This window comes from Catellatospora vulcania (assembly GCF_009720385.1).
GTDB lineage: Bacteria > Actinomycetota > Actinomycetes > Mycobacteriales > Micromonosporaceae > Catellatospora > Catellatospora vulcania.
Map to the genome: position 1 here is coordinate 1,060,690 of NZ_WARX01000001.1, position 23,820 is coordinate 1,084,509.

21 protein-coding genes are annotated in these 23,820 nt (G+C 67.2%); 15 read left to right on the forward strand and 6 right to left on the reverse strand.

From position 1 onward, the window contains the following. Window positions 1–156: 156 nt before the first annotated feature. The 10 genes from F6W97_RS24115 (at window position 157) to F6W97_RS24160 (ending at window position 11,179) form a co-directional block, all read left to right on the forward strand. A complete protein-coding gene (locus F6W97_RS24115) occupies window positions 157–360 on the forward strand; it encodes a hypothetical protein (protein WP_155372673.1) in 204 nt (67 codons plus the stop codon). Between the two features lie 179 nt (window positions 361–539). Further along, window positions 540–1,940 carry a hypothetical protein gene (locus F6W97_RS24120; protein ID WP_155372674.1) on the forward strand — a complete coding sequence of 467 codons (1,401 nt, stop codon included), beginning with the start codon at window positions 540–542 and terminating at the stop codon, window positions 1,938–1,940. A 255-nt stretch (window positions 1,941–2,195) separates the two neighbouring features. Further along, complete coding sequence (locus tag F6W97_RS24125; RefSeq protein WP_155372675.1) at window positions 2,196–3,155, forward strand: MurR/RpiR family transcriptional regulator; 960 nt, start codon at window positions 2,196–2,198, stop codon at window positions 3,153–3,155. A gap of 212 nt (window positions 3,156–3,367) precedes the next feature. Next, window positions 3,368–4,102, forward strand: a complete 735-nt coding sequence (locus F6W97_RS24130) for a sugar isomerase domain-containing protein (RefSeq protein WP_155372676.1) — start codon at window positions 3,368–3,370, stop codon at window positions 4,100–4,102. Between the two features lie 19 nt (window positions 4,103–4,121). Then, window positions 4,122–5,528, forward strand: coding sequence for an N-acetylglucosamine/diacetylchitobiose ABC transporter substrate-binding protein (gene ngcE / locus F6W97_RS24135; protein ID WP_230686910.1), 1,407 nt, complete (start codon window positions 4,122–4,124; stop codon window positions 5,526–5,528). A gap of 6 nt (window positions 5,529–5,534) precedes the next feature. Then, the gene (locus F6W97_RS24140) at window positions 5,535–6,410 is read left to right on the forward strand and encodes a carbohydrate ABC transporter permease (RefSeq protein WP_155372677.1); all 876 of its coding nucleotides are present in this window, start codon (window positions 5,535–5,537) and stop codon (window positions 6,408–6,410) included. Beyond that, window positions 6,407–7,216, forward strand: a complete 810-nt coding sequence (locus F6W97_RS24145; RefSeq protein ID WP_155372678.1) for a carbohydrate ABC transporter permease — start codon at window positions 6,407–6,409, stop codon at window positions 7,214–7,216. The genes F6W97_RS24140 and F6W97_RS24145 overlap by 4 nt, the downstream gene beginning before the upstream one ends. Window positions 7,217–7,407: 191 nt before the next feature. After that, on the forward strand, window positions 7,408–8,631 hold the full coding sequence (locus F6W97_RS24150) for a family 16 glycosylhydrolase (protein WP_230686911.1): 1,224 nt from the start codon (window positions 7,408–7,410) through the stop codon (window positions 8,629–8,631). A 45-nt stretch (window positions 8,632–8,676) separates the two neighbouring features. Next, window positions 8,677–9,594, forward strand: coding sequence for an N-acetylglucosamine kinase (locus F6W97_RS24155; RefSeq protein WP_230686912.1), 918 nt, complete (start codon window positions 8,677–8,679; stop codon window positions 9,592–9,594). Window positions 9,595–10,447: 853 nt separating this feature from the next. Continuing rightward, the gene (locus F6W97_RS24160; RefSeq protein WP_155372680.1) at window positions 10,448–11,179 is read left to right on the forward strand and encodes an iron-containing redox enzyme family protein; all 732 of its coding nucleotides are present in this window, start codon (window positions 10,448–10,450) and stop codon (window positions 11,177–11,179) included. Window positions 11,180–11,186: 7 nt separating this feature from the next. Here F6W97_RS24160 and F6W97_RS24165 read toward each other — a convergent pair whose 3' ends face one another. Next, window positions 11,187–12,344, reverse strand: a complete 1,158-nt coding sequence (locus F6W97_RS24165; protein ID WP_155372681.1) for an NAD(P)/FAD-dependent oxidoreductase — start codon at window positions 12,342–12,344, stop codon at window positions 11,187–11,189. Window positions 12,345–12,471: 127 nt separating this feature from the next. Here F6W97_RS24165 and F6W97_RS24170 point away from each other — a divergent pair, with 127 nt between their 5' ends. Beyond that, window positions 12,472–13,440, forward strand: a complete 969-nt coding sequence (locus F6W97_RS24170) for an NAD(P)-dependent oxidoreductase (protein WP_155372682.1) — start codon at window positions 12,472–12,474, stop codon at window positions 13,438–13,440. Between the two features lie 52 nt (window positions 13,441–13,492). Here F6W97_RS24170 and F6W97_RS24175 read toward each other — a convergent pair whose 3' ends face one another. After that, window positions 13,493–16,132 (reverse strand): SUMF1/EgtB/PvdO family nonheme iron enzyme, encoded by a 2,640-nt coding sequence (locus tag F6W97_RS24175; RefSeq protein ID WP_155372683.1) that lies wholly within the window; start codon window positions 16,130–16,132, stop codon window positions 13,493–13,495. Between the two features lie 14 nt (window positions 16,133–16,146). Then, window positions 16,147–16,671 (reverse strand): hypothetical protein, encoded by a 525-nt coding sequence (locus F6W97_RS24180; protein WP_155372684.1) that lies wholly within the window; start codon window positions 16,669–16,671, stop codon window positions 16,147–16,149. A gap of 623 nt (window positions 16,672–17,294) precedes the next feature. On the opposite strand from F6W97_RS24180, the gene F6W97_RS24185 reads away from it, so the two are divergent. Together F6W97_RS24185 and F6W97_RS24190 are read left to right on the forward strand one after the other, a co-directional pair. After that, window positions 17,295–17,891 (forward strand): winged helix-turn-helix domain-containing protein, encoded by a 597-nt coding sequence (locus F6W97_RS24185; protein WP_230686913.1) that lies wholly within the window; start codon window positions 17,295–17,297, stop codon window positions 17,889–17,891. After that, window positions 17,888–19,168 carry an MFS transporter gene (locus F6W97_RS24190; RefSeq protein WP_155372685.1) on the forward strand — a complete coding sequence of 427 codons (1,281 nt, stop codon included), beginning with the start codon at window positions 17,888–17,890 and terminating at the stop codon, window positions 19,166–19,168. Before F6W97_RS24185 ends, F6W97_RS24190 begins: the two co-directional genes overlap by 4 nt. Window positions 19,169–19,228: 60 nt before the next feature. On the opposite strand, the gene F6W97_RS24195 is transcribed toward F6W97_RS24190, so the two are convergent. Together F6W97_RS24195 and F6W97_RS24200 are read right to left on the reverse strand one after the other, a co-directional pair. After that, window positions 19,229–19,612, reverse strand: coding sequence for a VOC family protein (locus tag F6W97_RS24195; RefSeq protein ID WP_155372686.1), 384 nt, complete (start codon window positions 19,610–19,612; stop codon window positions 19,229–19,231). Next, on the reverse strand, window positions 19,609–20,427 hold the full coding sequence (locus F6W97_RS24200) for a helix-turn-helix domain-containing protein (protein ID WP_155372687.1): 819 nt from the start codon (window positions 20,425–20,427) through the stop codon (window positions 19,609–19,611). Before F6W97_RS24200 ends, F6W97_RS24195 begins: the two co-directional genes overlap by 4 nt. A 112-nt stretch (window positions 20,428–20,539) precedes the next feature. On the opposite strand from F6W97_RS24200, the gene F6W97_RS24205 reads away from it, so the two are divergent. Beyond that, complete coding sequence (locus tag F6W97_RS24205) at window positions 20,540–22,207, forward strand: SulP family inorganic anion transporter (RefSeq protein WP_155372688.1); 1,668 nt, start codon at window positions 20,540–20,542, stop codon at window positions 22,205–22,207. Between the two features lie 116 nt (window positions 22,208–22,323). Here the strand turns inward: F6W97_RS24205 and F6W97_RS24210 are convergent, their stop codons facing one another. Further along, window positions 22,324–23,247, reverse strand: coding sequence for an LLM class F420-dependent oxidoreductase (locus F6W97_RS24210; RefSeq protein WP_155372689.1), 924 nt, complete (start codon window positions 23,245–23,247; stop codon window positions 22,324–22,326). Between the two features lie 91 nt (window positions 23,248–23,338). On the opposite strand from F6W97_RS24210, the gene F6W97_RS24215 reads away from it, so the two are divergent. Beyond that, window positions 23,339–23,782 (forward strand): Rv0361 family membrane protein, encoded by a 444-nt coding sequence (locus tag F6W97_RS24215; RefSeq protein WP_155372690.1) that lies wholly within the window; start codon window positions 23,339–23,341, stop codon window positions 23,780–23,782. Window positions 23,783–23,820 lie beyond the last annotated feature (38 nt).

Genomic DNA, 23,820 nt, shown 5'->3' on the forward strand with positions numbered 1-23,820 from the left:
GTAAATCCTTTTTTGCGGGTTCGGGGTTTCCGCGTGGTGGCGGATGTTTCGGCCCCCCGTTTGGCGGAGTCTTGTTCAGGTGAGGACACCCGGTTAGCCGAGTGGCCCCGCACGGCGCCCCAAGACCCCGGGCGCCCATGGAGGAGGAGATCGACTGTGTACGTCAACTCTGATCTGGCGCTGTGTCTGGTGGACGAGGCATCTGCCTGTCGCACCGGTGACGCCGACAAGGTGTGGCGTTCCGCGATCCGTGAGGCCATCGCGTGCAACGTTCCGATCGAACATGTCGCGAACAGGGCAAACGTCTCGGTCGAGGACATCGCCTCGATAGTGAGCGAGAGCCAGGTCGTGCCGGCGTGACCCGCCCGCCCGACACCGCCGCCGCACGGATGCGACGGGCTTGAGCAGCGTCGCTCGCCCCCGCACCTGACCAGCCTGCATACCAGCTGACACAGGGCCCCGACCTCGGTCGGGGCCCTGTTCGCGTGCTGGCTCGTTAGCCCCTGCGTACATCACGCGAGGGCGAGGAGAGGCGACACGTGAACAGGGTTCTCGTCGAGAAGCGGGCCGACGGCGTCACCTCCCCGGCCGAGTCGCGGCCGGGGGTGCCGCGCCTGGTGGCGTGGGCGGCGTACGCCGGAGCGGGCCTGACCGTGCTCGCCCTGGTCGCCATGGTGCTGCGGCGGCTGCCGACGGGCTCACGCCTGGCCGGGTGGACCTACCCGTACGACCGCCTGGCGGGGCAGTGGCACGTGGTGTGGCCCGTGCTGGTGGTCGCGCCCGCGGTGCTCGGCCTGCTGTGGCTGTCGCGGCGGCTGCCCGAGCGCTTCGACGCGGCGGCGGCCGCGGGGTGGTTCCTCGCGGCGATCCCGCTGCAGCTGCTGCTGCGGGTGTACGCCCTGCCGTCGCTGGGCGCCGTCGTGGCCAGCGACCGGGCCAACTCGTTCTACTCCCCGTCGCAGCGCTGGGGGCTCGGCGAGTTCATAGGGAACTACATGGGACTGGTCGAGCAGCTTCCGCCGCACGCGCGCACCAACATGCCCGGCAAGACCATGCTCTACTTCGTGCTCGACGCGCTGGGGCTGGGCCCGGCCGCGATGGGCGTCGCCGTGCTGGCGCTGGCCAACCTGTCCGCCGTGCTGCTGTGGCTCATCGCGCGCGACCTGACCGGCGACCGCCGGATCGCGCTGTACACCCTGGTCCTGGGCCTGTTCCTGCCTGGCGCGCTGTACTTCGTCCCGGTGCTCAACGCCGTCTCCCCGGTGCCGATCCTGCTCGCGCTGTGGCTGCACGTGCGCTTCCTGAAGACCCGCCGCGCCGGGTACGCCCTCGGCCTGGGCGGGGCGCTGTACCTGACCGTCTTCTTCGAGGCCCTGCCGCTGGTGCTGGGCATCGTCTTCGCGGCGCTGCTCGGCGTCGCGCTGCGGCAGCGCACGCTGACCTGGATGGACACCCTGCGCCTGGTCGGGTTCACGCTGGCCGGGTTCGCGGGCTGCTACGCGGCGATGCGCGGGCTGTTCGGCTACGACCTGTTCGACAACTTCGCCTACGTGCTGGCCGACGCGAACGACTTCAACGCCCGCTGGCGGCCGTACGGCATGTGGGTCACCCGCAACCTGTGGTACCTGGCGCTGGCGGGCGGGATCGCGTCGTGTGTGATGCTCGCGGCCGCGGGCTGGGACGCGGTGCGCCGCCGGTCGGCACACCCGGCCGCGGTGCTGACCCTGTCCGGGATCGCGGTGCTGATCGTGCTCGACCTGTGGGGGATCAACCGCGGCGAGACGGTCCGGTTGTGGATCTTCTTGGCGGTGTACCTCCAGCTCGGCGCGGCCTGGCTGTGCGCCCGCACCGACCGCTTCTGGCCCGCCGCCGTCGTCGTCGCCGCCTCCGTCGCCCAGTCCGGCATCGGCCTCGCGATGATCGGCTTCGTCCGCATCTGACCGCGCCTCCCCACCCGCCACCCGCCACCCCACCCGCCCACTCACCTGCGACAACTCTTAAAGACTTGCGGCCACAGGAGCCTCCTGTGGCCGCAAGTCTTTAAGAGTTGCGGGCCGCCGGAGGGCGGGGGGTCTGATGGGGAGGGTGAGCAAAATTATTGCTGGGGTGTAACGGGTTGGGGCGTCAATAATTTTTGTTGGTGGGCATTGACACTTTGGAGTGTGGGTCGTAATTTTCTTCATCAACGGACCATGATGAAGGGAATTCTTGTGCAGGGTGTGATCGGCCGGATGCGGATGGAGCTGCCCAACCTGCCCGACGCGTTGCAGCGGGTGGCGGAGCAGATCCTGGAAGACCCCGTGCTCGCCGCGCAGGCCTCCATCGTGGACCTCGCCGAGCGGGCCGGCACGTCGACCGCGACGGTGACCCGGTTCTGCCGGGTGCTGGGCTTCAAGGGATACGCCGCGCTGCGGGTCGCCATCGCCACCGAGAGCGGGCGGGAGGCGCAGGCGCGCTGGGAGACCGACATCGATCGGGAGATCGAGCCCGGCGACCCGATGGACCGGGTGCTCGGCGTGATCGCCAGCGCGGACGCCCGTGCCATCCAGGAGACCGCGGCCCGGCTCGACCTCGTGCAGGTCGCGCGGGTCGCCGACGCGATCGCCGGGGCCAACCGGGTGGAGCTGTTCGGCCTGGGCAGCAGCGGCACCGCGGCCCGTGAGCTGGCGTTCCGGCTGGAGCGCATCCGGGTGCCCTGCTGGCACCGGGAGGACGCGCACAAGGCGCTGACCAACGCGGCCCTGCTCGGTCCCGGCGACGTCGCGATCGGGCTGTCGCACAGCGGCCGCACCCGCGAGGTCATCGAGGTGCTGGCCGAGGCCGCCGACCAGGGCGCGCTCACCGTCGCGGTGACCTCGTTCGACAAGTCGCCGCTGGCCGAGGCCGTGGACGTGGTGCTGACCACGGCGGTGCACGAGACCACGTTCCGGCTCGCGGCGCTGTCGGCGCTGCACGGGCAGCTGGTCGCCCTCGATCTGATCTACGTCGCGGTGGCGCAGCGGACGTATGCGCGTACCACCGAGGCTTTCGAGGTGACGGCGCGTGCGGTGCAGGCGCACCGGCTGCACGACGAGCCGACCTCGCACCGCCGCCGCGCGGCGCGGGAGGCGGCGGACCTGTCCCGGCCGGTCGTGCCCCGCAACCCCGCGGACTGAGGACCGACTCCGGCGGACGTACCGGGGGACATGCGAACCAGGCCGCCGGGCAGGACCGGGCGGTCCGTGGGAACGCGCCCTCGGGCGGGCCGGGCAGACGCCGGGACCGGGCCGCCGGGGACCGGGGCCGCCGGGGGCAGTACGGCAGGCGGCCACGTGGCGGACCGGTCCCGGTGGGGCGACCGGTCAGGACAGCACAACGAAGGAGCGAGATGAACGCGCAGACGTACCTGGAAGCCATCACCGAGCTGGTCGGCAAGGTGGGCACCGAGCAGGCCGGCAACGTGCAGCGGGCCGCGGACCTGATCACCGACAGCCTGAATGCGGGCGGGGTGGTGCAGGCCTTCGGCAGCGGCCACTCCGAGGCCCTGGCCATGGAGATCGCGGGGCGGGCCGGCGGGCTGGTGCCGACCAACCGCATCGCGCTGCGCGACATCGTGCTGTGGGGCGGCGAGCCGGTCGAGGTCCTGGAGGACCAGCTGCTGGAGCGGCGCACCGAGGTGGCGCACCGGCTCTACGAGCTGGCCCCGATCCAGCCCGCGGACGTGTTCGTGCTGGCGTCGAACTCCGGCATCAACGGGGTCGTGGTCGAGCTGGCGCTGCTGATCAAGGAGCGCGGGCACGGCCTGATCGCGGTGACCTCGCTGGAGCACACAGCGCGTTCGGAGCCGCGGCACCCGTCCGGCAAGCGGCTGAGCGAGATCGCCGACGTGGTGCTGGACAACGGCGCCCCGTACGGCGACGTGATCGGAGAGAACCAGTCCGGCGCGGTGTCGTCGGTGACCGCGGCCGTGCTGGCCCAGATGGTGGTCACCGAGGTGGTCCGGCGCCTGCAGGAGGCGGGGCAGACCCCGCCCATCTACCTGTCCGCGAACATCGCGGGCGGCTATGAGCACAACCAGCAGTTGGAAGCGCGATACGCCGGGCGCATCCGGCGTATCGCCTAACCCATCAACCCAGCAGTGCATGAAGGGCGACATGATGAACCTTACAAGACGTAGCGCGCTGGCCGGCGTGGCCGCGGTCGCGGCGAGCACGGGCCTGGCGGCCTGCGCCACCGCGGGCGGCGACGACGGCGACAAGGTCAAGCAGGGCGACACCAGTGCCGAGAACCCCCTGGGTGTATCCGCCGACGCCGCGCTCGAGGTCGTGATCTTCAAGGGTGGGTACGGCGACCAGTACGCGATCGACGCCGGGTCCAGCCTGAAGCAGAAGTTCCCGAAGGTCGCCGTCGACCACAAGGGCATCCAGGGCGTCGGCGAGGTGCTGCAGCCGCGTTTCGTGGCCGACAGCCCGCCGGACGTCGTCGACAACAGCGGTGCGGGCCGCCTCGACCTGGCCACGCTCGTCTCGGCGGGCAAGCTCACCGACCTGACGTCGCTGCTGGACGCGCCGAGCCTGGACGACCCGAGCAAGAAGGTCCGCGACACCCTGATGCCCGGCGTGATCGAGGACGGCACGTTCGACGGCAAGCCGCTGGTGCTCAACTACTCGTCGGTGCTGTGGGGCGTCTGGTACTCCAAGTCGCTGTTCGCCAAGCACGGGTGGACGTTCCCGAAGACGTGGGACGAGATGCTCACCCTCAACGACGAGATCAAGAAGGCCGGTCTGCACCCGTGGACCTGGCAGGGCAAGTACCCGGAGTACCTCAACGACCCGCTGGTGTCGCTGGCGGCCAAGGCCGGCGGCTTCGACCTGGTGAAGTCGATCGACAACCTGGCGCCCGGGGCGTGGCAGAGCCCGGCGATGCTGGCCGCCGCCGAGGCGATCCACCAGCTCGCGGTACGCGGCCACATCATGCCCGGCTCGGAGGGCCTGTCCCACACCGAGGCGCAGAACGCCTGGTGCAAGGGCCAGGTCGCGTTCATCCCGTGCGGGTCGTGGCTGGAGGGTGAGCAGCAGGCGGTCACCCCGGCCGGCTTCGACATGGTGATGGGCACCGTGCCCGCGCTGACCGGCTCGGACAAGCTGCCCAACGGGGCGGTCATGGCGGCCAGCAGCGAGTCGTTCATCGTGCCCGCCAAGGCCAAGAACGTGCCCGGCGGCCTGGAGTTCCTGCGGCACCTGTTCTCGCAGAAGGTGGCCCGCGGCTTCGCCGAGAACGCCAAGGCGCTGCCGGTGGTCACCGGCGCGACCGACGGGCTGAGCCTGACCAGCGGTCTGGGCTCGGTCGCCGAGGCGGTCAAGGCGGCCGGTCCGAACGTGTTCAGCTACAAGTTCCGGACCTGGTACGCGCCGCTGAGCAAGGCGCTCGACGACGCCACCGGCGAGCTGGCCACCAAGCGGATCAACCCGCAGCAGTGGGCCGAGCGCGTGCAGAAGGCCGCCGACGCGGTGGCCAAGGACAGCTCCATCGTCAAACACCAGCGGTGAGGGGCCATGCGGCACGGCAAGTACCGGTTCCTGGCGGGGGCGCTGATCGTGCCCCTGACGCTGTACGGCGTGTTCGTGCTGTCGCCGTACCTGCAGGCGTTCCAGTTGGCGTTCACGAACTGGAACGGCGTGGACAGCGCGCCGGAGTTCACCGGGTTCGACAACTTCAGCAAGCTGTGGGATGACCCGCTGTTCCTGGCGGGCCTGCGCAACAACGGGCTGATGCTGCTTGTCGTGCCGCTGGCCGTCATCGTGCTGGCGCTGGCCCTGGCGGCCGGCACCAGGGGGACCAGGGTCTACCGGGTGGTGTACTTCTTCCCCCAGCTGCTCAGCGTCGCGATCATCGCGGTGCTCTGGCAGTTCGTGTACACCCCCAATAGCGGGCTGCTCAACGGCGCGCTGGCGGCCCTGGGCCTGGACTCCTGGCGGCAGTCCTGGCTGGCCGAGCCGAACCTGGCGCTGTGGTGCGTGATGGCCGTGATGATCTGGTCGTCGGTGGGCTTCTACGTGGTGCTGTTCTCGGCCGCGATGGAGTCGGTCCCCGACGACATCATGGAGGCCGCCGCGATCGACGGGGCCGGCCCGATGACCGTGTTCCGGCGCATCACGATCCCGCTGATCTGGGAGAGCGTGCAGGTCGGCTGGATCTACCTCGGCATCGCGGCGCTCGACGGCTTCGCCCTGGTGCAGATCATGACGGTCGGGCCGGGCGGCCCGGACAACAGCACCGAGGTCATGGGCCTGGGGCTGTACCGGACCGCCTTCACATTCGGCAAGTTCGGCTACGCCTCGGCGATGGGCGTGGCGATCTTCTTCCTGACCCTGTCCATCGCGGTGCTGCTGCTGCGGGTCACCAAGCGGGAAAGGGTGGAGCTGGCATGAGGATCAAACACGCCTTCCTGACCCTGTGGGCCGTGCTGGTGACGCTGCCGCTGCTGTGGGCGCTGATGTCGTCGTTCAAGACCGACGCCGAGATCTTCGACAGCCCGTGGACGCCGCCCGCCTCGCCGCAGTTCGACAACTGGTCGCGGGCCTGGGAGCATGCCTCGATCGGGCAGTACCTGTTCAACACGTTGATCGTGGTGGGCGGCTCGCTGGCGCTGACCATGCTGCTCGGCGCGCTCACCGCGTACTGCCTGGCCCGCTACGAGTTCCCGGGCAACCGGTTCCTGTACTACACGCTGATCGCGGGGATGCTGTTCCCGGTGTTCCTGGCACTGGTCCCGCTGTTCTTCGTGGTCGACAACCTCGGCATGCTCGGCACCTACCACGGGCTGATCCTCGTGTACGCCGCGTACGCCCTGCCGTTCACGGTCTTCTTCCTGCACGGCTTCTTCCGCTCGCTGCCCGGCGCGGTCGCCGAGGCCGCGTTCCTCGACGGCGCTTCGCACGCCGGGGTGTTCTTCCGGGTCATGCTGCCCATGGCCCGGCCCGGGATGGTCAGCGTCGGCATCTTCAACTTCCTCGGCCTGTGGAACCAGTACCTGCTGCCGCGGGTGCTCAACCCCGACCCCGACCACTACGTGATCTCCCAGGGCCTCGCCGCGCTCGCGGTGAGCCAGGGCGCGCGCAGCGACTGGAGCGGCCTGTTCGCCGGGCTGGTCATCGCGATCCTGCCGGTCCTGCTCGCGTACGTCTTCTTCCAACGGCAGATCCGCGCCGGGCTGACCTCCGGCGCGCTCAAGTAACACCCACAGACCGCACGGCCGAGCGTTTACGCCGAACTCGGGGAGAGCGCGCTCGTCGGCGTGCCCGACCGTGCCCGCAAGAAGGCACCTCCCACGGACCACGGGGGCAGAAAGACCCCGGCGCGCCGCCTCTCACGCGGCGCGCCGGGGCTGCCCACCACCGTAGTCCGCCACCCCGAAAGGAGAGAACAGTGTCCCTCCGACGTCCCATCGTCGCCGCAGTGGGCGCGACTGTGACGGCGCTCGCCGCCGGCACGCTGGTCGCGCTGACCGCGGGCACCACCGCGGTCGCCTCGGCGGCTGTCTGCAACGCCCTGTTCGACGACTTCAGCTACAGCGGCCCGGCCGACCCGCTGATCAACCAGCGCGGCTGGTCGGTGCGCACCAACTCCGGCGGCCCCGGCATCCCGGGCGCCTCCTGGCCGGCGTCCAACGTCTCGTTCCCGACCGTGGACGGCGCCAAGTCCCTGCAACTGCAGGCGTCCACCGACGGCACGTCCGGCGGCACCAGCCAGGCGGAGTTCCTGCACCAGCAGAAGTTCTTCGAGGGCACGTACGCCTCGCGGGTCAAGTTCACCGACGCGCCGGTCACCGGCAACGACGGCGACCACCTGGTGGAGACGTTCTTCACCATCACCCCGCTGGCCGCCCCGATGGACCCCAACTACGGCGAGATCGACTTCGAGTACCTGCCGAACGGCGGCTGGGGCGAGCCGTCGAACATCATGTACGAGACCACGTGGGAGACCTACCGCCCCGACCCGTGGGAGGCCGTCAACGCCCACGGCGAGCAGCGGCAGTCCTACGCGGGCTGGCACGACCTGGTGTTCACGGTCTCGGCCGGGCACGTGAAGTACTACATCGACGGGACGTTGGTCGCCGACCACAGCGGCATCTACTACCCCGAGACGAACATGTCGATCAACTTCAACCTGTGGTTCATCGACTCGGCCGCGCACACCGGCGGCCTGGCGACGTACCGCCAGCAGGTCGACTACCTGCTGTACACGCAGAACGAGGTGCTCACCCCGGCGCAGGCCAACGCCCGCGTCGCGTCGTACCGGGCGCAGGGGGTCAGCCACACCGACAGCGTCGGGGCCGGCGGCACCTGCCCGACCGCGTCGCCGAGCACCGGCCCGAGCACCCCGCCGTCGTCCTCGCCGTCGCCGCGGCCGAGCGCGTCCCCGTCGCCGTCGGCCCCGCCGACCGGCGGCACGGGCTGCGTCAACGCGCCGCTGTGGAACATCAGCGGCGTCTACACGACCGGCAACCAGGTCAAGTGGGAGCGCAGCGCCAATGGCAACCCCGGCGGCCCGAAGTCCGGCGACGGCGTGCACCTGTGGCGCGCCCGCTGGTGGACGCAGGGCAGCGAACCCGGCTGGACCCAGCAGTGGGAGGACCTGGGCCGCTGCTGAGGCAGCACTGTCCAGGTTCGTTCTGAAGTGAAAGGATCAGCGCCCGTGACACTCGTCCTCGGCCTCGACGTCGGCGGCACCTCGTCGCGGGCGCTGATAACCACCCTCGACGGCGTCCACGCCGGCTTCGGCCGCGCTGGCGCCGGCAACCCGGTGTCCGTGCCGCTCGCCGACGCCGCGACCGAGGTCGCGGCCGCCGTGCGGGCGGCACTGTCCGGTCTGGACCCGCGTGCGGTGCGCGCGGCCGTGATGGGCATCGCCGGGACCGGCCGGTTCGCCGATCCGGTGGTGGCCGCCGCCTACGCGGAGGCCTTCGCCGGGCTCGGGTTGACCGTGCCGGTGCGGCCGGTCGGCGACGTCGAGGTCGCTTACGCGGCAGGCACGCTGGAGCCGTGCGGCACCGTGCTCATCTCGGGAACCGGGGCCATCGCCGCCCGCATCGAGGACGGGCTGATGACCGCCAGCGCCGACGGCATCGGTTGGCTGCTCGGCGACCTGGGTTCCGGCTTCTGGCTGGGCCGGGAGGCCGCCGCGCTGACGGCGCGTGAGCTGTACACCCGTGTCCCGGAAGGCAGGCTGGCCCGCAGTGTCGCCGTGACGGTGCTCGGCGCGGTGCCCGCGGTGCCCTCCCGCCAGGCCGCCGACGACCTGATCGGCGCGCTGCACGCCGAGCCGCCACGCCACCTGTCCCGCCTGGCGCCGTTGGTCACCGAAGCCGCCGAACACGGCGACCCGCAGGCGCTGGCGCTCGTCGACCGGGCGGCCGTGCACCTCGCCGACTGCCTCGCCGAAGTCCACACCGACGGCCCGGTCGTGCTCGCCGGCAGCGTCCTGACGACCTCCGCGCCCGTACGCACCGCAGTGATCCAACTGCTGGCAACCCGATTTTCGGGCACGCCCACCATCGTCGCCGAACCAGGCGAAGCCGGTGCAGCCCGCCTCGCCGCCCGCGCTCTGGCCTGACATGAACGATCAGACTTCATCCGTTGGCCACCACAGCCCTGGGATGCGCACAAGTCCGGCACTGAGGCCTCACCGGTAGACCATGCGGGGAAATCAGTAGGGCAGTCAACCTGGTGCCACTCCAGCCCACGCGGCACATCCTTAACTGCCGCCAGGCCTGGCGGAGGTTCTCACGGCGGCATTGGCGTGCAATGGGAGTCGCCGCAACACGAGAGGTCGAGTCGCTTTCGGCATCCAAGGATCATCAGGGGGCCGCGATGTTCTGTCTTGCAGGCACCCTGCTCACTGGAGATCCGGCCATGCCGTATTAGTTCAGAAACCGACTTGAGCTGTCCGTACCAGATCCATATCAACTACCGATATACGAGCCACTTATACTGGCTACCTCGCAACGTGGCTAGCTGCTTTGTGAGACGTCGAGCTTCCTGCCGGCACGTAACCGGGCCCTTCTCCAACTCGTGCCATGGCTCTTGCGCTGGGCTCGCGACCACTACGCCACCACGTCACACCTGACGGAATCATGTCCGTTGATCAATTAGCCCCACGAACTTGTGGGGACAGTTGCGCCGCCGGTTCAGCGCCGACAGTCGTCGTCGCTATCGTGTTGTCAATCGCGTAGTCCTTCGCTTGATCTTATGAGCTGGCTGATGATCAGTGCGCGAGACAGGCTCGGCCTGCCCCTTGGGATTTCTGCCAATTGCTCCTGCATCGTGGTTCAAAGCTCACGACGTCCAGACGTCCACAGTCGGCACGCTGGTCCTCTTGTAGAAATCGACGTGCGGTGCGATGCTGCTAAACAGCGAACGTCGTCAATATCACAAGCAGCTCTATCGGTCGAAGATTGGATGGATCAATGATTGACTCGCTCAAGCTGGAAAACTGGGTGTATTCGGAATTCTTCGACGTACCGACCGATGTCGAGCTCGACCCAGCCGTCGAGGAGCTCGAGACTTACATCGACGAAATTAGACTTCAAGAGCACCCCTTCTTTTCGAGCGCAATGGCCGATGTAGAGGCACTGCGGCTCTGGGTGTCCCAGGAGCTGGTCATGACCAACGCGTTCTCGCAAATAGTCCTGAGTGCAGCGTCAGCAATTCAGAACGTGCATCTGAGAGCAGTTCTGGCGGAGGTGGCCTATGGTGAACATGGAGCGCTTAAAGGTAGTAAGGCCGCCAAGTCGCATCCATGGCTGTTGAACCAGCTGCGCGACTCGTTGAACATCAGTCCAGAAGAGGTCAGGCCGATGCCGCCCACCGTTCGTTTCGTTGAGCGGTTGGTGCATTTTCTGGATGATCCGCTAACCGCCGTCGCCGCGATCGGCGTCGGTAACGAGCGGTTGATCATTCCCGAGTACACGGCGGTAAGAAAATGCTTCTCGAACTTGCTGCCGAATGCAGTATTCCAGCCATTCCTTGATGCAAACACCACCGAGGACATCGTCCATTCTCGGCTGTGCTACGAGGCTGCATCGAGAATGATCGCCTTGAGCAACGGCAATTCCCGGAAGCTCTACCTCGAGGCAGGAAAGTCCAGTATCGACAGTCGTGTGAAGTACTTCGACGAACTTGCCGAAATGATTGATTGACAATCGATCAAAAAAGGCCGGGTCGCTCAGGTCGCAGGTCATGCAACTCCGCGAACGCGGTGGCAGCGCTTTCCCCTGCGATCGCCGCTGCCAGAGCAGCGGCGATCGCAGGGGCTAATGTGATTCCAAGGCCACCAAGTCCAAGGGCGACGAGCAAGTTGGGAGAGCCGTAGCAGCCAATGACTGGACGGTTGTCGTACGTGGTAGGACGCCAGGACTTCCACGTGTTCAATATCTCGGCCCTGGCTATCTCCGGAACGATGCTTATCGCCGCAGTCATTTTAGTTATTGCTCCGCCGACGGACACGCTGTTGGTATTCTCGTCCATGCCGTCCTCGTGGAAGTCATAGTTCGTTCCCAGCAACAGTCGACCATCCCGCCTTGGAGTGATAAAACTGTCGCCTCTGTACAGGCAGCGAGAGGCAAGTGGTGTCGCCGGCATCACCTCAATGAGTTCTCCTCGCACGCGGTGAAGTGGAATCTGAGGCATCCCAGCAACCTCGCAACGACCGTAGCCGGTGCAGAGAACGGCGGCGTCGAACTCTTCGGCATTATCGGGTAAGGTCACGGTCACGTAGCTATATGAACGACTCGGGTCAACCCTGAGAACTCGACTTGGACACCTAACATTGACGCCGAGTAGGTCGAGCGCCTTGATTGATGCCCGCAGGAGCTGCCGGGTGTCGATGCGGGTCTCCTCCATGTAATGGATTGCAGCCGTGGTTTGCGTTGAAAGGGCGCCTTCAAGCTTTCTGGCGTCATTGCCGTCGAGAAGGGCAACCGGATACCCTGCCTGCCCCAGCTCCAGGAAGCGCGCCTCGGACTTCTCACCCTCCTCGCCGAGGAAGACCTCAAGAACACCACCTGCGTCGAGGTCAATCGGTAGGCCGGTGGTAACGGTCAACCATTCGACGTGGTCGACGTAGCGCTGCACTCCTTGCTCGGCAAGCTTCGTCACTGTCGAAGATGAATTGTGATCAGAATACGGGGTCAAGGCGCCGTTCGCAGCCCAGCTTACGCTTCCCGCCAGCGAATTTTGCTCGAACAACGTCACATCGCAGCCGGCTTTGCGTAACTCCAAGGCGGTGGACATTCCAATTATCCCGCCACCGACCACAGCGATGCGTCGTGCAAGACCCATCTGACTTGCCTCGCTTCTCTCCATGCCCACACGAGGGTAGACATGGTCCCAAGTTGGAGGGTAGTTGCTTTGCTGCTTACGCCGAAGATGTTACTCTAAACCGGTGAGAAGTCTACTTATTACGGGAGCGCCCATTTCTGATCAATGGGCTATGCGCTTCACCGAACTCGGATTCGAGGTCACCAACGGGTCCACCGAGGCTCTCTTGAAGCTCGGCGTGCCTCATTCGGAAGCTAACCGGGAGATGAATGAATCTGAACTCACCAGGTTTTTGGCTACCGGCGTGGAAGTGTATGTCTATGGCGGCCTCGAACCTGCTTCCCGGACCGCATTGGCAAGCGCCGCAAAACTGAAGCTTATCGCCTTCCTGGGCACTGGCTGGGCGGATCCTGGCTGCATCGACTCTGTCGCGTCAGCCGAGAAGGGGATTCTGGTCAGCAATACGCCTCACGCCAATGCCCACTCGGTTGCCGAGTACGCGCTTGGCGCGATGATCGGTGCCGCGCGGAACATGTATGCGATGGCTGGCACTGCGGATGGAAAGACCGGCCCGACAGCAGGGTTCGATCTATACGGCAAGAGCCTAGCGATCATCGGACTGGGCGCGATCGGATCGCGATTGGCGCGATTTGCCCACAACGGCCTTGGTATGCGAATTCTTTACTTCGGACCAAGCCGGAAGGCCAGCCTGGAGCAGGAATTAGGAGCGCAACGAGTCACGGACCTTGAGGACCTCTTCGCTCAAGCCGACGTTGTATCGGTGCACGCTTCCTCAACAGCTGACACCAGGGGCCTCGTCGACGGCACGGTCCTTGCCGCCGTCACGCGACCGATTGTGCTCGTGAACTGCGCCGTCGCCAACATCGTCGACGGACATGCGCTTTACTCCGCGTTGAGAAATGGCGGAGTTAAGACCGCGGTATTCGATGAGAGTTATCACGACGGCGATCTCACCCGCAAGCTCAGGGGTCTCGGGCCGCTGAAGTACATAGAATTCCCCCATGCTGCAGGCTCGACGGGAGAGTCCTACGAGCGAATGACATCCATGAGTTTCGACTGCGTGAGTGCCTATGTCAAAGGCGCACCCATACCGTACCTGGTTCAGGGGCGCCAGGCCTAGGATGCTGGCTGGGTTCCAGCTCGTGATGCGAACTGGAACCCAGCCAGAACGATCAGGGAAGATCCAAGCTGGAAATCACGACCCGGAAACCTTGGTCCGCGTAGGAGTTGCATGGTGGATCCCAGGACCGAAACCTGATCGATCGAGCCGCCTCGGCTGTGGCCAACCACGAGCCACCGCGCGTGACGATTTCCCGCATTTCCGTGGCCGCGTGGTCGAGAGGTCGATTCAAGTATTCGTCCGCTGCGGACAATGTCATGTCGAAAACGTTTCCGATCATGTCACGACAACCGAGATGGGAGTCTACCCAATCAAAGGTTCCAATGGACACCGCTGAAGCGATCCATGGCGTATTTCGCATGTGGCACTTGGACGGATCCCAGTCAGAGCCCCAGGGATGTACATGATTTTCCGGGCCGGCTGCGAATTCCCATTCTTCCTCGGTTGGCAACCGGCATATCTTGTCGGCCCCGATCCGACCCGCTACGCGCATGAGGTCTGTCAGCCAGGCGCAATATGCCTTAGCTTCCCATAGATTGACACCGACCACTGGTTGATTCGGCCTGTTGAATCGGGGATCGTGCCAGTGAAGAGGCTCTCGTCTCAAAATCAGCTTGCGGATGAATTGGTCTCGCATCGTCTCGTAATCGACGACGCTCATGAATCCGGCTTGAATGTCTTTACGGTAGTGAAGGCCTAGGGAATCCTGAACGATTGGCATCAGCTGGTCTAGCGTCTTCTCGTCCTGCGCGAGCCACATCTTGGCTTCCGGCGAATGCCAGTATCGGGTGTTGTCGTATCCCCCTGCCTCGATGAATTTTGCGTATTCGTAGTTCGTTACTGGGTGGATGCCGACATCATAGGACTCTAGCCTTGTCTCATACGGCGGGTACCAGTGAATCTTTTCGTACTTCGGCTTATCGCCTATCGTGTCGATCGACAGTGACGACCCGATCTTCGCAACGCCACCGCTTACTGGCACCGTCGGGTAGTCCACAGGCAGACCTGCCAAGAGCGGGTCGCCGATGACTGCTAATGAGTTGCCGGCACGGACGCGATCGGACAGAGGATAGGCGCCACTCGATCTCACGGCTGCGAGACTTTTAGCGACCCTCTCGCTGCACCGTATCAACCAGCGTTGCCTGACGGTGGTGGCTGTGTCCTTGATGGCACCGAGCAACTCACCTGCCAAAAGCAGATATTGAAGGTCGCTCTCGTCGAGGAGATCCTCGATCAGGACCACCGCTGAATCGATTTCGCCTGTGTATGCGCACATCTGACCCCAGATCACGAGCTCGGCGCAGTCCTCGCGCGAGGCGATGGTCGTCATGAGCGTTTCTCGGGGCATGTTGGCGAGGTAACCGCCCGCGAAATACATCCGGAACGCGTCATCGGCGAATCCGAACTCGTTCGGTGCAAGCTCACCGAATAGGCCGACGCCGTCATGGGCCATATTGACGAAGATGACCTCAGTTGTAGAGGCCATTTTGATCGAGTAGCGATCAGTGCCAGCCAGCACCTGACGGACACAGGCCGCGAGGTCGACTGCAGCAAGTGAGGCCAATGGTGAGTTTCGCTGACGTTCCCCGGAACTCCAGGCGACCAGCTGCAGCACTGGAAGAAGGATCTCATTTCCAAGGCGCGGTGCATCGGGAGTCAACGAAAGTGTTCCGGACCGGTTGAACGAATCGCTAAGGCAAACCTTCGTCAGCTCGTAGCAAATCCCACCCAACCCTGGTGGTAGGTGGCCGGTTTGCTCGACAACGAACATCGCCAGGGCAAGCATGAGGGGGCGCCTTAGCAGGTTACCCAGCCATGGTTCGGCGCCGATTCGGGCTTTCAGCCGTTCCGCGTACGCTTCATCGATCCTTCGTGAGTGCTTCTCGAAAACATCGACGAAGTTGGCGACATCGGATAGCGAAAGTGGCTGGAGTGCGAAGCATGTGGTGCTCCGCCGGAGCGGCTCGCAGCTATCGCTAAACCAGACGTCGTCGCGACTGCCCAGTAGAATCAAGCTCTTGGGGTGTTGTGACTCCACGCGACTGAGGAAACGGGTGAATTTGGCCAGGGCGCCGCCGAGAGAGTCGAAGTCTAGCTGGTCAATGGCATCAACCAGGACCAGCAAACTGACTCCTGGACGCTTGGTGAGCTCGTCGAGCTCCGAAGCCAGGATGGTGTTTTGATCGGCGATCCACGGACTGGCCATTCGTAGAATCGTCATTGGATCACCGCTGACGAGGTCAATTTCTGCGCCGAGCACGGTAACCGCCGGAAGCCAGATGGGAAGGCGTCCCACACCAGTCTCCAAGAGTGAGCGCGCTTCGCGTATTGCTATCATCTCGAACGCCGTTGATTTGCCGAGCCCGCTCGGCCCCACAATTGCAACGGTCGAAGTCGCCGGCGCGTCGGTGTCACGCCCACGCAGTAGGCTTTCCAGGGGTACGCCGAGAGCTTCGTTGTCCTCTGGAGGGACCCCTGCAGCACTGGCGTCGATTGGTATCAGTCGCCTGTCCAGCCAGCTTTCGCCCAACGGCAACGTCGTATTGACAATGCCTCCTAGGCGTTCTGGGGGAAAGTTGAGGCGGCCGACTATTTCTCTCAGGTAGCGCTTGGTCTCAAATCCTAGGTTCTCGACTGAAGACCTGGGAGGCACCACTTGTGGAACGACTCTTTCGACACGCTCAATGCCCATAGTTACTCCTCGCTCTACAGTTCAGTACATGCCTCTGTGTGCGTTTGGACAACAGTGGAGCTATTCAGTACGCCGGATCCGTCAATGGTCCAGCCCTGGTGTTCGCGATCAGAGAAGTGAAGATCAATTAGATAGGCCTGGGTCGCATCATCGGTGGATATGGGAAGATCAAACAGGTTGGATTCGGGCAAAAGCACGCCGTGACGGAGGTGGCATGCGTGCCAATCCTCGCCGTTTCCTCCGGTTTGGGGGCGAGCAACCCATCGGTGTACCGGATACCTGGTCCCGTTCCTGATCACCAATTGCCAGCGGCGCTGTCCATCTTGCGACCGAACGGGTTCTAGCCAAGCAGCCAGATCGCGAAGTTCGGTCTCTCGCGCCCTTCTTCTGAGTTTTGCATTGTCCCAAAGAGTTATCGAGACCGCCACTAAGGTTGCCAATGCGGCCGCCCACTCACCGAAATTCCCGGCTTTGTTCGTGTCTAGATTGCCTCCGAAGAGCGTGAGCCCGAAGGCATCGAGGCCCAGCAGGAAAGCCACCGCCGTGACCAAGATCCATTTTGTGGATCCATGTGCCCACGCGCGGCGAGCGGCTCCCCAAAGCATGGTTTTTTTGTCCACGGGTTCTCGCGATCGATCTTGGGTTAAGAATCGGGCAGGTCGATACCGCTCGACCCATTGACGGTTCATTGTGGCTCAAGACTCTGGCCGGCGCCAGTTGGATGAAGCGGGGTTTCTCGCTGGACCTTTAGTCCTAGCGATACATGCGAGCCGGGTTCATGAAAGGCGCCATGTCGCGTTGGAATCGCGATGATCATGCGTTCGTCGTGGTGATGGGCATTGGTGAGACGTCGTTGACATCTGCGAACCCGCGCCGGGACTCAGAAGAGGGGTTGCGTTCGGAGTCTCTGTCGAGTGTCGAGTGGCACCCGCAAGGGTGAAACGGTCGCAGTCCACGGCGTCGAGGCCCACCTGAATATCCAATTAATGACTTGACGCGATCTTTATTCGAAAAAGTGTTTTTGCACTTTTGGTGGTTCAATGCCCTAATTCATCCGGCTGTTTCGCCTACGTATCCGTGACACGGTAGGCGGGGACCGCATGATCAGCGAGTTGTGCACAGTAGTTGTGCATGAACTGTTTGCAGAAGTACTGTGCATGTCATGGACGATAAGACCGGCGCTGCCCCGCACAGCGTCGTACGCCTGAACGCGCTGCAGATCCGTATGCTGGCCCACCCCCTGCGGGCCCGCCTGCTGGGCCTGCTGCGCGTCGACGGGCCCGCCACCGCGACCACCCTCGCCCGGCTGCTGGACACCAACACCGGCGCGACCAGCTACCACCTGCGCCAGCTCGCCGACGTGGGACTCGTGGCCGAGGAAGCCGAGCTGGGCACCAGCCGCCAGCGCTTCTGGCGGGCCGCCCACGACGCCAGCACCTGGCTGCCGACCGACTTCGACGACGACCCCGACGCCCGCGCGGCCGCCGAGTGGATCGAGAGCCAGCAGGTGCAGCTCATGAGCGAGCAGGCCGAGCGGTGGCTGGCGTCACGGCAGCAGGCCCCGCAGGCCTGGCGGGAGGCCTCGACGATCAGCGACGCGATGCTGACCCTCGCGCCGCAGCGGCTGCGCGAGCTGAACGACGAGATCTGGGCGCTGATCCTCAAATACCGGCAGGACCCCGCGCTCGCCGCGGAGGAGGACGCCGCCCAGGTCCACATGTTCCTGGTGAACTTCCCGCGGGCGGAGGAGCTGCGATGAGCGCGCTGACGGTCAAGCAGGTGCGCCGCCGGTTCCTGCTGCTGCACGGGCTGCGCTGGCTGCCCGCCGGGCTCATCATCCCGGTGCTGATCCTGCTCATGCAGGAGCGCGGCCTGACCCTGCCGCAGATCGGGCTCGTCGCCACCGCGCAGGGCATCCTCGTGCTCGCCCTGGAACTGCCCACCGGAGGGCTGGCCGACGCGCTCGGCCGCAAACCCGTGCTGGCGACCGCGTGGGCGGTGAACCTGCTCTCGCTCGGGCTGTTCGTGGTGGCCGATTCGGTCGCGCTGTTCTTCGCCGTCTGGGCGCTGCAGGGCATCCACCGGGCACTCGACAGCGGCCCGCTGGAGTCCTGGTACGTCGACGCCACCCTGGCCGCCGACCCGGAGGCGAACTACGAATCCGGCCTCGGTTACGCGGGTACCGTCATCGGCGTGGCGATCTCCGCCGGGGCGCTGCTCAGCGGCGGCCTGATCGCGCTGGGCCCGTTCGGCCCGTTCAGCGCGCTCACCGTGCCGGTGCTCGCCGCCACGGCGATGCAGGTGGTCGCCCTGATCGTGCTGCTCGGGCTGATGGTCGAGACGCGCCCCGCGCGCGGGGCGGCCGCGCTGCGGGCCTCGGTGCGGCAGGCGCCCCGGATGATCGGGCAGGCGTTCGGCCTGCTGCGTCGGTCCCGCGTGCTGCTCGCGCTGGTGGCCGTCGAGCTGTTCTGGGGCTTCGGCATGGTCACCTTCGAGTCGCTGCTGCCGGTCCGGCTCGCCGAGGTCGTCGGCGACGCCGACCGGGCCGCCGCGCTGCTCGGCCCGGCCACGTCGGCGGCCTGGCTCGTCTCGGCAGCCGGAGCCGCGCTGACCCCGCTGCTGCTGCGCTGGCCCGGGGCCGCACCCGGGGCCGCGCTGCTGCACATTCTGCAGGGCGTGACCGTGGTCGGCATGGGACTGTTCGCCGGACCCGTCGGCGTGCTGGTCGCGTTCCTGGCCTGCTACGCCGTGCACGGGGCGGCGAACCCGCTGCACACCGGGCTGCTGCACCGGCAGGTCGACGGGCCGTACCGGACCAGCGTCATCTCGCTGAACTCGATGATGGGCCAGCCCGCCGGGGCGCTTGGCGGGGTGGTGCTCACCGCGCTCGCCGCCGCGACGAGCATCAGCACGGCCATGCTGGTCGGCGCGGTCGTACTCGCCGCGGCCGCCCCGCTCTACCTCCCCGCCTGGCGCGCAGCGCGGCGCAGGCCGGTGCCCGAGTCCGAGGTCGCCGAGTTGGTGCCCACCGGCTGACGCCGCTCACCGGCAGTGCCCCGCCCCCGTGGGCGGGGCTCTGCCGGCGGCTGACGGGGATCACTCCCCGGAGTAGGTGCCGAAACTCCAGATCACGCCCTGCGGGTCGCGGACACTGAAGCCCCGCGAGCCGTAGTCCTCGTCGCGCAGTCCGCGTAGCACGGTCGCCCCGGCGGCCACCGCCCGCGCGAACAGCGCATCCGGCTGGTCGGTCACCAGGTAGACCAGGCCCTGGTCGGCGGGGATGTCGTGCACGTTGTCCGGGCGCGGGCTGCCGAGCATGATCCCGCCGCCGGGCGGCCAGCGCAGCTCCGCGTGCGCGACGACCTCGCCTTCGCCGTGCACGGCGGTGGCCTTGAAGCCGAACGCCTCCTCCAGGAACGCGATGGCGGCGTGCGCGTCGGTGTAGGTCAGGCAGGGCCAGACCATGGCGTTGTCACTCATACGTCCAGGGTGGCCGCGTCGGCGTCCTGCAGGCTTGGATTAATGGGAAGTTCCTCCGCCTGCGCCCAGTGCGACGGCGCGACACCCGCGAACTCGCGCCACTCGCGGGCCAGATGAGCCTGGTCGTAGTACCCGCACCTGGCGGCGATCTCGGCCAGCGCGGGCCGGTGGATGTCGCGCACCAGCCGCGCCGAGCGTCCGAAGCGGACCAGGCGCAGCGCATCCTTGGGCCCGACACCGAACTCGGCGGCGAACCGCGCACACAGGTGACGGCGGCTCCAGCCGGTCTCGGCGGCGAGTTCGCCGACCCGCAGCGCGCCGCCCGAGCGCATGATCCGCCGCCAGGCGAAGGACAGCTCCGGTGCGGGCTCCACCGGGTCGAGGCGGCGGGTGAGCGCCGCGTCGAGCAGGTCGAACCGCTGCCGCCACGACGCCGTACGCAACCGGTCCGTCAGCGGTTCGAGCGACAGCGGCGCGACCGCCGCCGCGAGCGCCGCGGCCGGCATGCCGAACAGGGCGCGGGCGCCCGCCGGGGTGAGCGCGAGCTGCACCCCGAACTGGGTGCCGTCGTGGTGGATGAACGCGGGAGCCAGGGTCAGCCCGCTGGCCAGGGCCTGGTAGCCGCTCGGCGGGCGGTCGCCGGTCAGCGCCACCAGGGTCGGCTCCTCGAAACTGATCACCACGGTCAGGTCGGGTGAGGGCAGGCCGAGGTGCACACCCGGGGCGAACCCGCGGTAGTGGTAGCCGAGGTACTGGCGGACGTAGGGCCGCAGGTGCGGGGCCGGCACGCCGTCCACATGCTCCGCGATAGTCATACGTCACTCATTCTCCCACGGTGGGCGCAGGTGCGACGCAGGGCGGCCAACCGGGTCAATCGCCTGTTCGGAGGCCATCGCATTCCTAGGATCTAGGCATGGCGGTGACGGGGTGCTGAGCCGGTGGCGGCAATACCGTCCGGAGTGGCTGCGTCCCGACACGATCGCCGGGCTCACCGTGTGGGCGGTGCTCGTGCCCGAGTGCCTGGCGTACGCCACGATCGCCGGGGTCCCGCCCGTGATCGGGCTCTACGCCGCCGCGCCCGCCCTCGTGCTGTACGCGATCTTCGGCAGTTCCCGGCACCTGGTGGTGGGCCCGATGGCCGCCACCGCGGCGCTGTCGGCCAGCGTGGTCGCGGTGTACGCCGGGCCGGGCGAACGCTTCGTCGCGATGACCACCGCGCTGGCGCTCGTCGTCGGCGTCCTCGCGCTGATCGCCGGGCTGGCCCGGCTGGGCTTCCTGGCGTCGTTCATCTCCGAGCCGGTGCTCAAGGGGTTCATCGTCGGGCTGGCGCTGACCATCATCGCCGGGCAGCTGCCGAAGCTGTTCGGCGTGCCCAAGGGCGAGGGGAACTTCTTCGCCCAGCTCTGGCACTTCCTCACCCACCTGGGCCAGACGAACCCGTGGACGCTCGCGATCGGCGCGGTGTGCCTGGCCGTCGTGATCGGGCTCAAGGAGCTCAAGCCGGTGGTGCCCGGCTCGCTGGTCGCGGTCGCGCTGGGCATCCTCGCGGTCGCCGTGCTGCACCTGGACCGCCGCGGCGTCGCGATCGTCGGGCACATCGACCCGGGCCTGCCCGCCCTCGGCCTGCCCGGCATCGCCGCCGCCGACTGGCTGAAACTCGTCGGCCCGGCGGTCGGCGTCGCGCTGATCGGGTTCGCCGAAGGACTGGGGGCTGCGAAGACGTACGCGGCGCGGTTCGGGTACACCGTGGACGCGAACCGGGAGCTGATCGGGCTGGGCACGGCCAACATGGGCGCGGGCCTGGCCTCGGGCATGGTCGTCAACGGCAGCCTGTCCAAGACCGCGGTCAACGCCGGGGCCGGGGCGCGCAGCCAGCTGTCCGGGCTGGTCGTGGCGGTGCTCACGGTGGTGACGCTGCTGTTCCTCACCGGGCTGTTCGAGCAGCTGCCGGAGGCGGCGCTGGCCGCGGTCGTGATCGCGGCGCTGGTGGAGCTGGTCGACATCCGGGGACTGCGGCGGCTGTGGCGGGTGTCCACCGCGCCGCGCGGCACACCTGCGTCGCTGATCACCCGGCCCGACTTCGTCGCCGCGATCGCCGCGCTGCTGGGCGTGCTCGTCTTCGACACGCTGCCGGGCCTGGTCATCGGCATGGCGGTCTCGCTGGTCCTGCTCCTGTACCGGGCGTCACGCCCGATCGTCGCGATGCTGGGGCGCACCGGCGACGGCCGGTGGGTTGACCGGTCCCGGCACGACGACGCGCGACCCGCCCCGGGTGTGGTCGTGCTGCGGCCCGAGGGAGCCGTCTTCTTCGCCAACGCCGATCACGTCCGCGACCGGGTACGCGCCGCCGCGGCGGCGCCCGGCACGCGGGCGGTGGTGCTCGACGGCGAGAGCGTGCCGCTGGTCGACGTGACCGCCGCGACGACGCTGTCCGACCTGGTCGACGACCTACGCGGCCAGGGCGTCGAGCTGTACGTCGCGCACGACCTGGGCCAGGTCCGCGACATCCTGCGCCGCGCCGGCGTCACCCTGCCCCACGTGTACGCCACCATCGATGACGCGGTCCGCGCCGCCACCAGCACCCCCGCGCCCTGACCCCGGGGCTCGTCGGCCCGGGCCCGTGGCCGGCCGGCGGGTGGAGATCACTGTCTGGGGGCCGGATCTGTGGTCTGGCCGCAGTTTCTGACCCGATACAGCGATCTCCGTCCGGGTCAGGACCGCAGCGCAGCGATCACGGGCCCGAAGGCCTCCAGGTAGGGGTCGTGGACGGTCAGGTAGGTGAAGCCGTAGCGGTCGCGCTGCCGCCGCAGCTGGGCGGCCATCTCCTCGACCGTGCCGAACAGCAGGAACGGCGACTCCAGCGCCTGCTCGACGGTCACCGCGCCGCCGGTGTCGACGCTGACCTGCTCCGCCGCGGCGTGCCGGTCACCGGTCTCGACCACCCGCTGGATCAGCGCGTGCCATTCGATCCGCCCGGCGCGCGGCCCGGCGTGTGTTCGCGCGAAGGCGACCCGCTCGTCGGCCTCCGTCGCGGACGCCAGCCGGAACGTGCCCGGCTCCGCACCCTTGACCTGATACGCCCCGGCCACGGAGACGATGTCGGCGTGCTGCGCGGCGAGGCGCAGGATCCGGTCGCCGGTGCCGCCGACGATCAGCGGCGGCCCGTACCCGCCGAAGCCGTGCTTCTGCACCGGCCGGGGCGGTGCGCCGCCCCGCAGCGGTTTCGTGTCGTCGGTCCGGAACCAGCGTCCCAGCTCGCCGATCATCCGGTCGAGCTGCCCCACCCGGACGCCGAACGGGGCGAACGGCAGACCAGCCGCGTCGAACTCCCACTTCATGTGCCCCGCGCCGAGGCCGACCTCCAGCCGACCGCCGGTTAGCAGGTCCGTCGTGGCGATCTCGCGGGCCAGCAGGGCCGGGTTCCAGAACGGCACGTTGAGCACCAGCGTGCCGACCCGCAGCCGCTGGGTCGCCGCCGCGGCCGCGACCAGCACCGGAAACGGCGCGGGCGCGCCCAGATGGTCGACGGCGAACATGGTGTCGTAGCCGAGCTGTTCGGCCAGCCGGCAGCGCTGCACGAAGGCGTCGCCCGAGGGCACCGAGAACACGTTCGACGAGAACCGGAACTCACGCATGCGTCGACCTTGCCGGGTCGCGAGGCGACACGCCAGTGCTGCGCCGCATCGCCGGGCGGGGCTCTTGCGGCCGTCGCGCACAGTGGTCGCCATGACGCCTCTGCCACCCGGTCCGCCGCAGCCCAAGAGCCCGGTACGCAAGATCCTTATCATCGTCGCCATCGTCCTGCTGCTGTGCTGCGGCGGTGCGGCCGTCGCCGGCTACTTCGCGTACCGCGGCATCGAGGCGGCGACCGGCCCCGCCCGGGACGCCGCGACGGCCTACGCCGACGACCTGGTCGCCCGCGACTACGCCGGCGCCTACGCGGGGCTGTGCAGCCGTACCCGCGCGCTGACCAGCGAGCAGCAGTTCATCGCGGAGCAGACCGCCGGGCCGCGGATCAGCGATTACTCGGTGGCGGGAGTCAACGTCGAGCAGCACAACTCGACCGTGAGCGGCGTCGTCACCTTGGAGCTGACCAGGGCCGACGGTTCGCAGTCCGTGCTGGGGGTGCCGCTGCTCAAGGAGGACGGGCAGTGGCGGGTGTGTCTGTAGACGGCCGGCTCGCCGGGAAGAGGGCGGGGTGAAGCGGG

Bases quoted from the DNA above. Each gene is read 5' to 3' on its own strand.
- F6W97_RS24125 (WP_155372675.1), top strand. From the start codon at position 2,196: ATGAAGGGAATTCTTGTGCAGGGTGTGATCGGCCGGATGCGGATGGAG.
- F6W97_RS24130 (WP_155372676.1), top strand. From the start codon at position 3,368: ATGAACGCGCAGACGTACCTGGAAGCCATCACCGAGCTGGTCGGCAAG.
- ngcE (WP_230686910.1), top strand. From the start codon at position 4,122: ATGAAGGGCGACATGATGAACCTTACAAGACGTAGCGCGCTGGCCGGC.
- F6W97_RS24140 (WP_155372677.1), top strand. From the start codon at position 5,535: ATGCGGCACGGCAAGTACCGGTTCCTGGCGGGGGCGCTGATCGTGCCC.
- F6W97_RS24145 (WP_155372678.1), top strand. From the start codon at position 6,407: ATGAGGATCAAACACGCCTTCCTGACCCTGTGGGCCGTGCTGGTGACG.
- F6W97_RS24160 (WP_155372680.1), top strand. From the start codon at position 10,448: ATGATTGACTCGCTCAAGCTGGAAAACTGGGTGTATTCGGAATTCTTC.
- F6W97_RS24165 (WP_155372681.1), bottom strand. From the start codon at position 12,344: ATGGAGAGAAGCGAGGCAAGTCAGATGGGTCTTGCACGACGCATCGCT.
- F6W97_RS24170 (WP_155372682.1), top strand. From the start codon at position 12,472: ATGCGCTTCACCGAACTCGGATTCGAGGTCACCAACGGGTCCACCGAG.
- F6W97_RS24175 (WP_155372683.1), bottom strand. From the start codon at position 16,132: ATGGGCATTGAGCGTGTCGAAAGAGTCGTTCCACAAGTGGTGCCTCCC.
- F6W97_RS24185 (WP_230686913.1), top strand. From the start codon at position 17,295: ATGGACGATAAGACCGGCGCTGCCCCGCACAGCGTCGTACGCCTGAAC.
- F6W97_RS24190 (WP_155372685.1), top strand. From the start codon at position 17,888: ATGAGCGCGCTGACGGTCAAGCAGGTGCGCCGCCGGTTCCTGCTGCTG.
- F6W97_RS24195 (WP_155372686.1), bottom strand. From the start codon at position 19,612: ATGAGTGACAACGCCATGGTCTGGCCCTGCCTGACCTACACCGACGCG.
- F6W97_RS24200 (WP_155372687.1), bottom strand. From the start codon at position 20,427: ATGACTATCGCGGAGCATGTGGACGGCGTGCCGGCCCCGCACCTGCGG.
- F6W97_RS24210 (WP_155372689.1), bottom strand. From the start codon at position 23,247: ATGCGTGAGTTCCGGTTCTCGTCGAACGTGTTCTCGGTGCCCTCGGGC.
- F6W97_RS24215 (WP_155372690.1), top strand. From the start codon at position 23,339: ATGACGCCTCTGCCACCCGGTCCGCCGCAGCCCAAGAGCCCGGTACGC.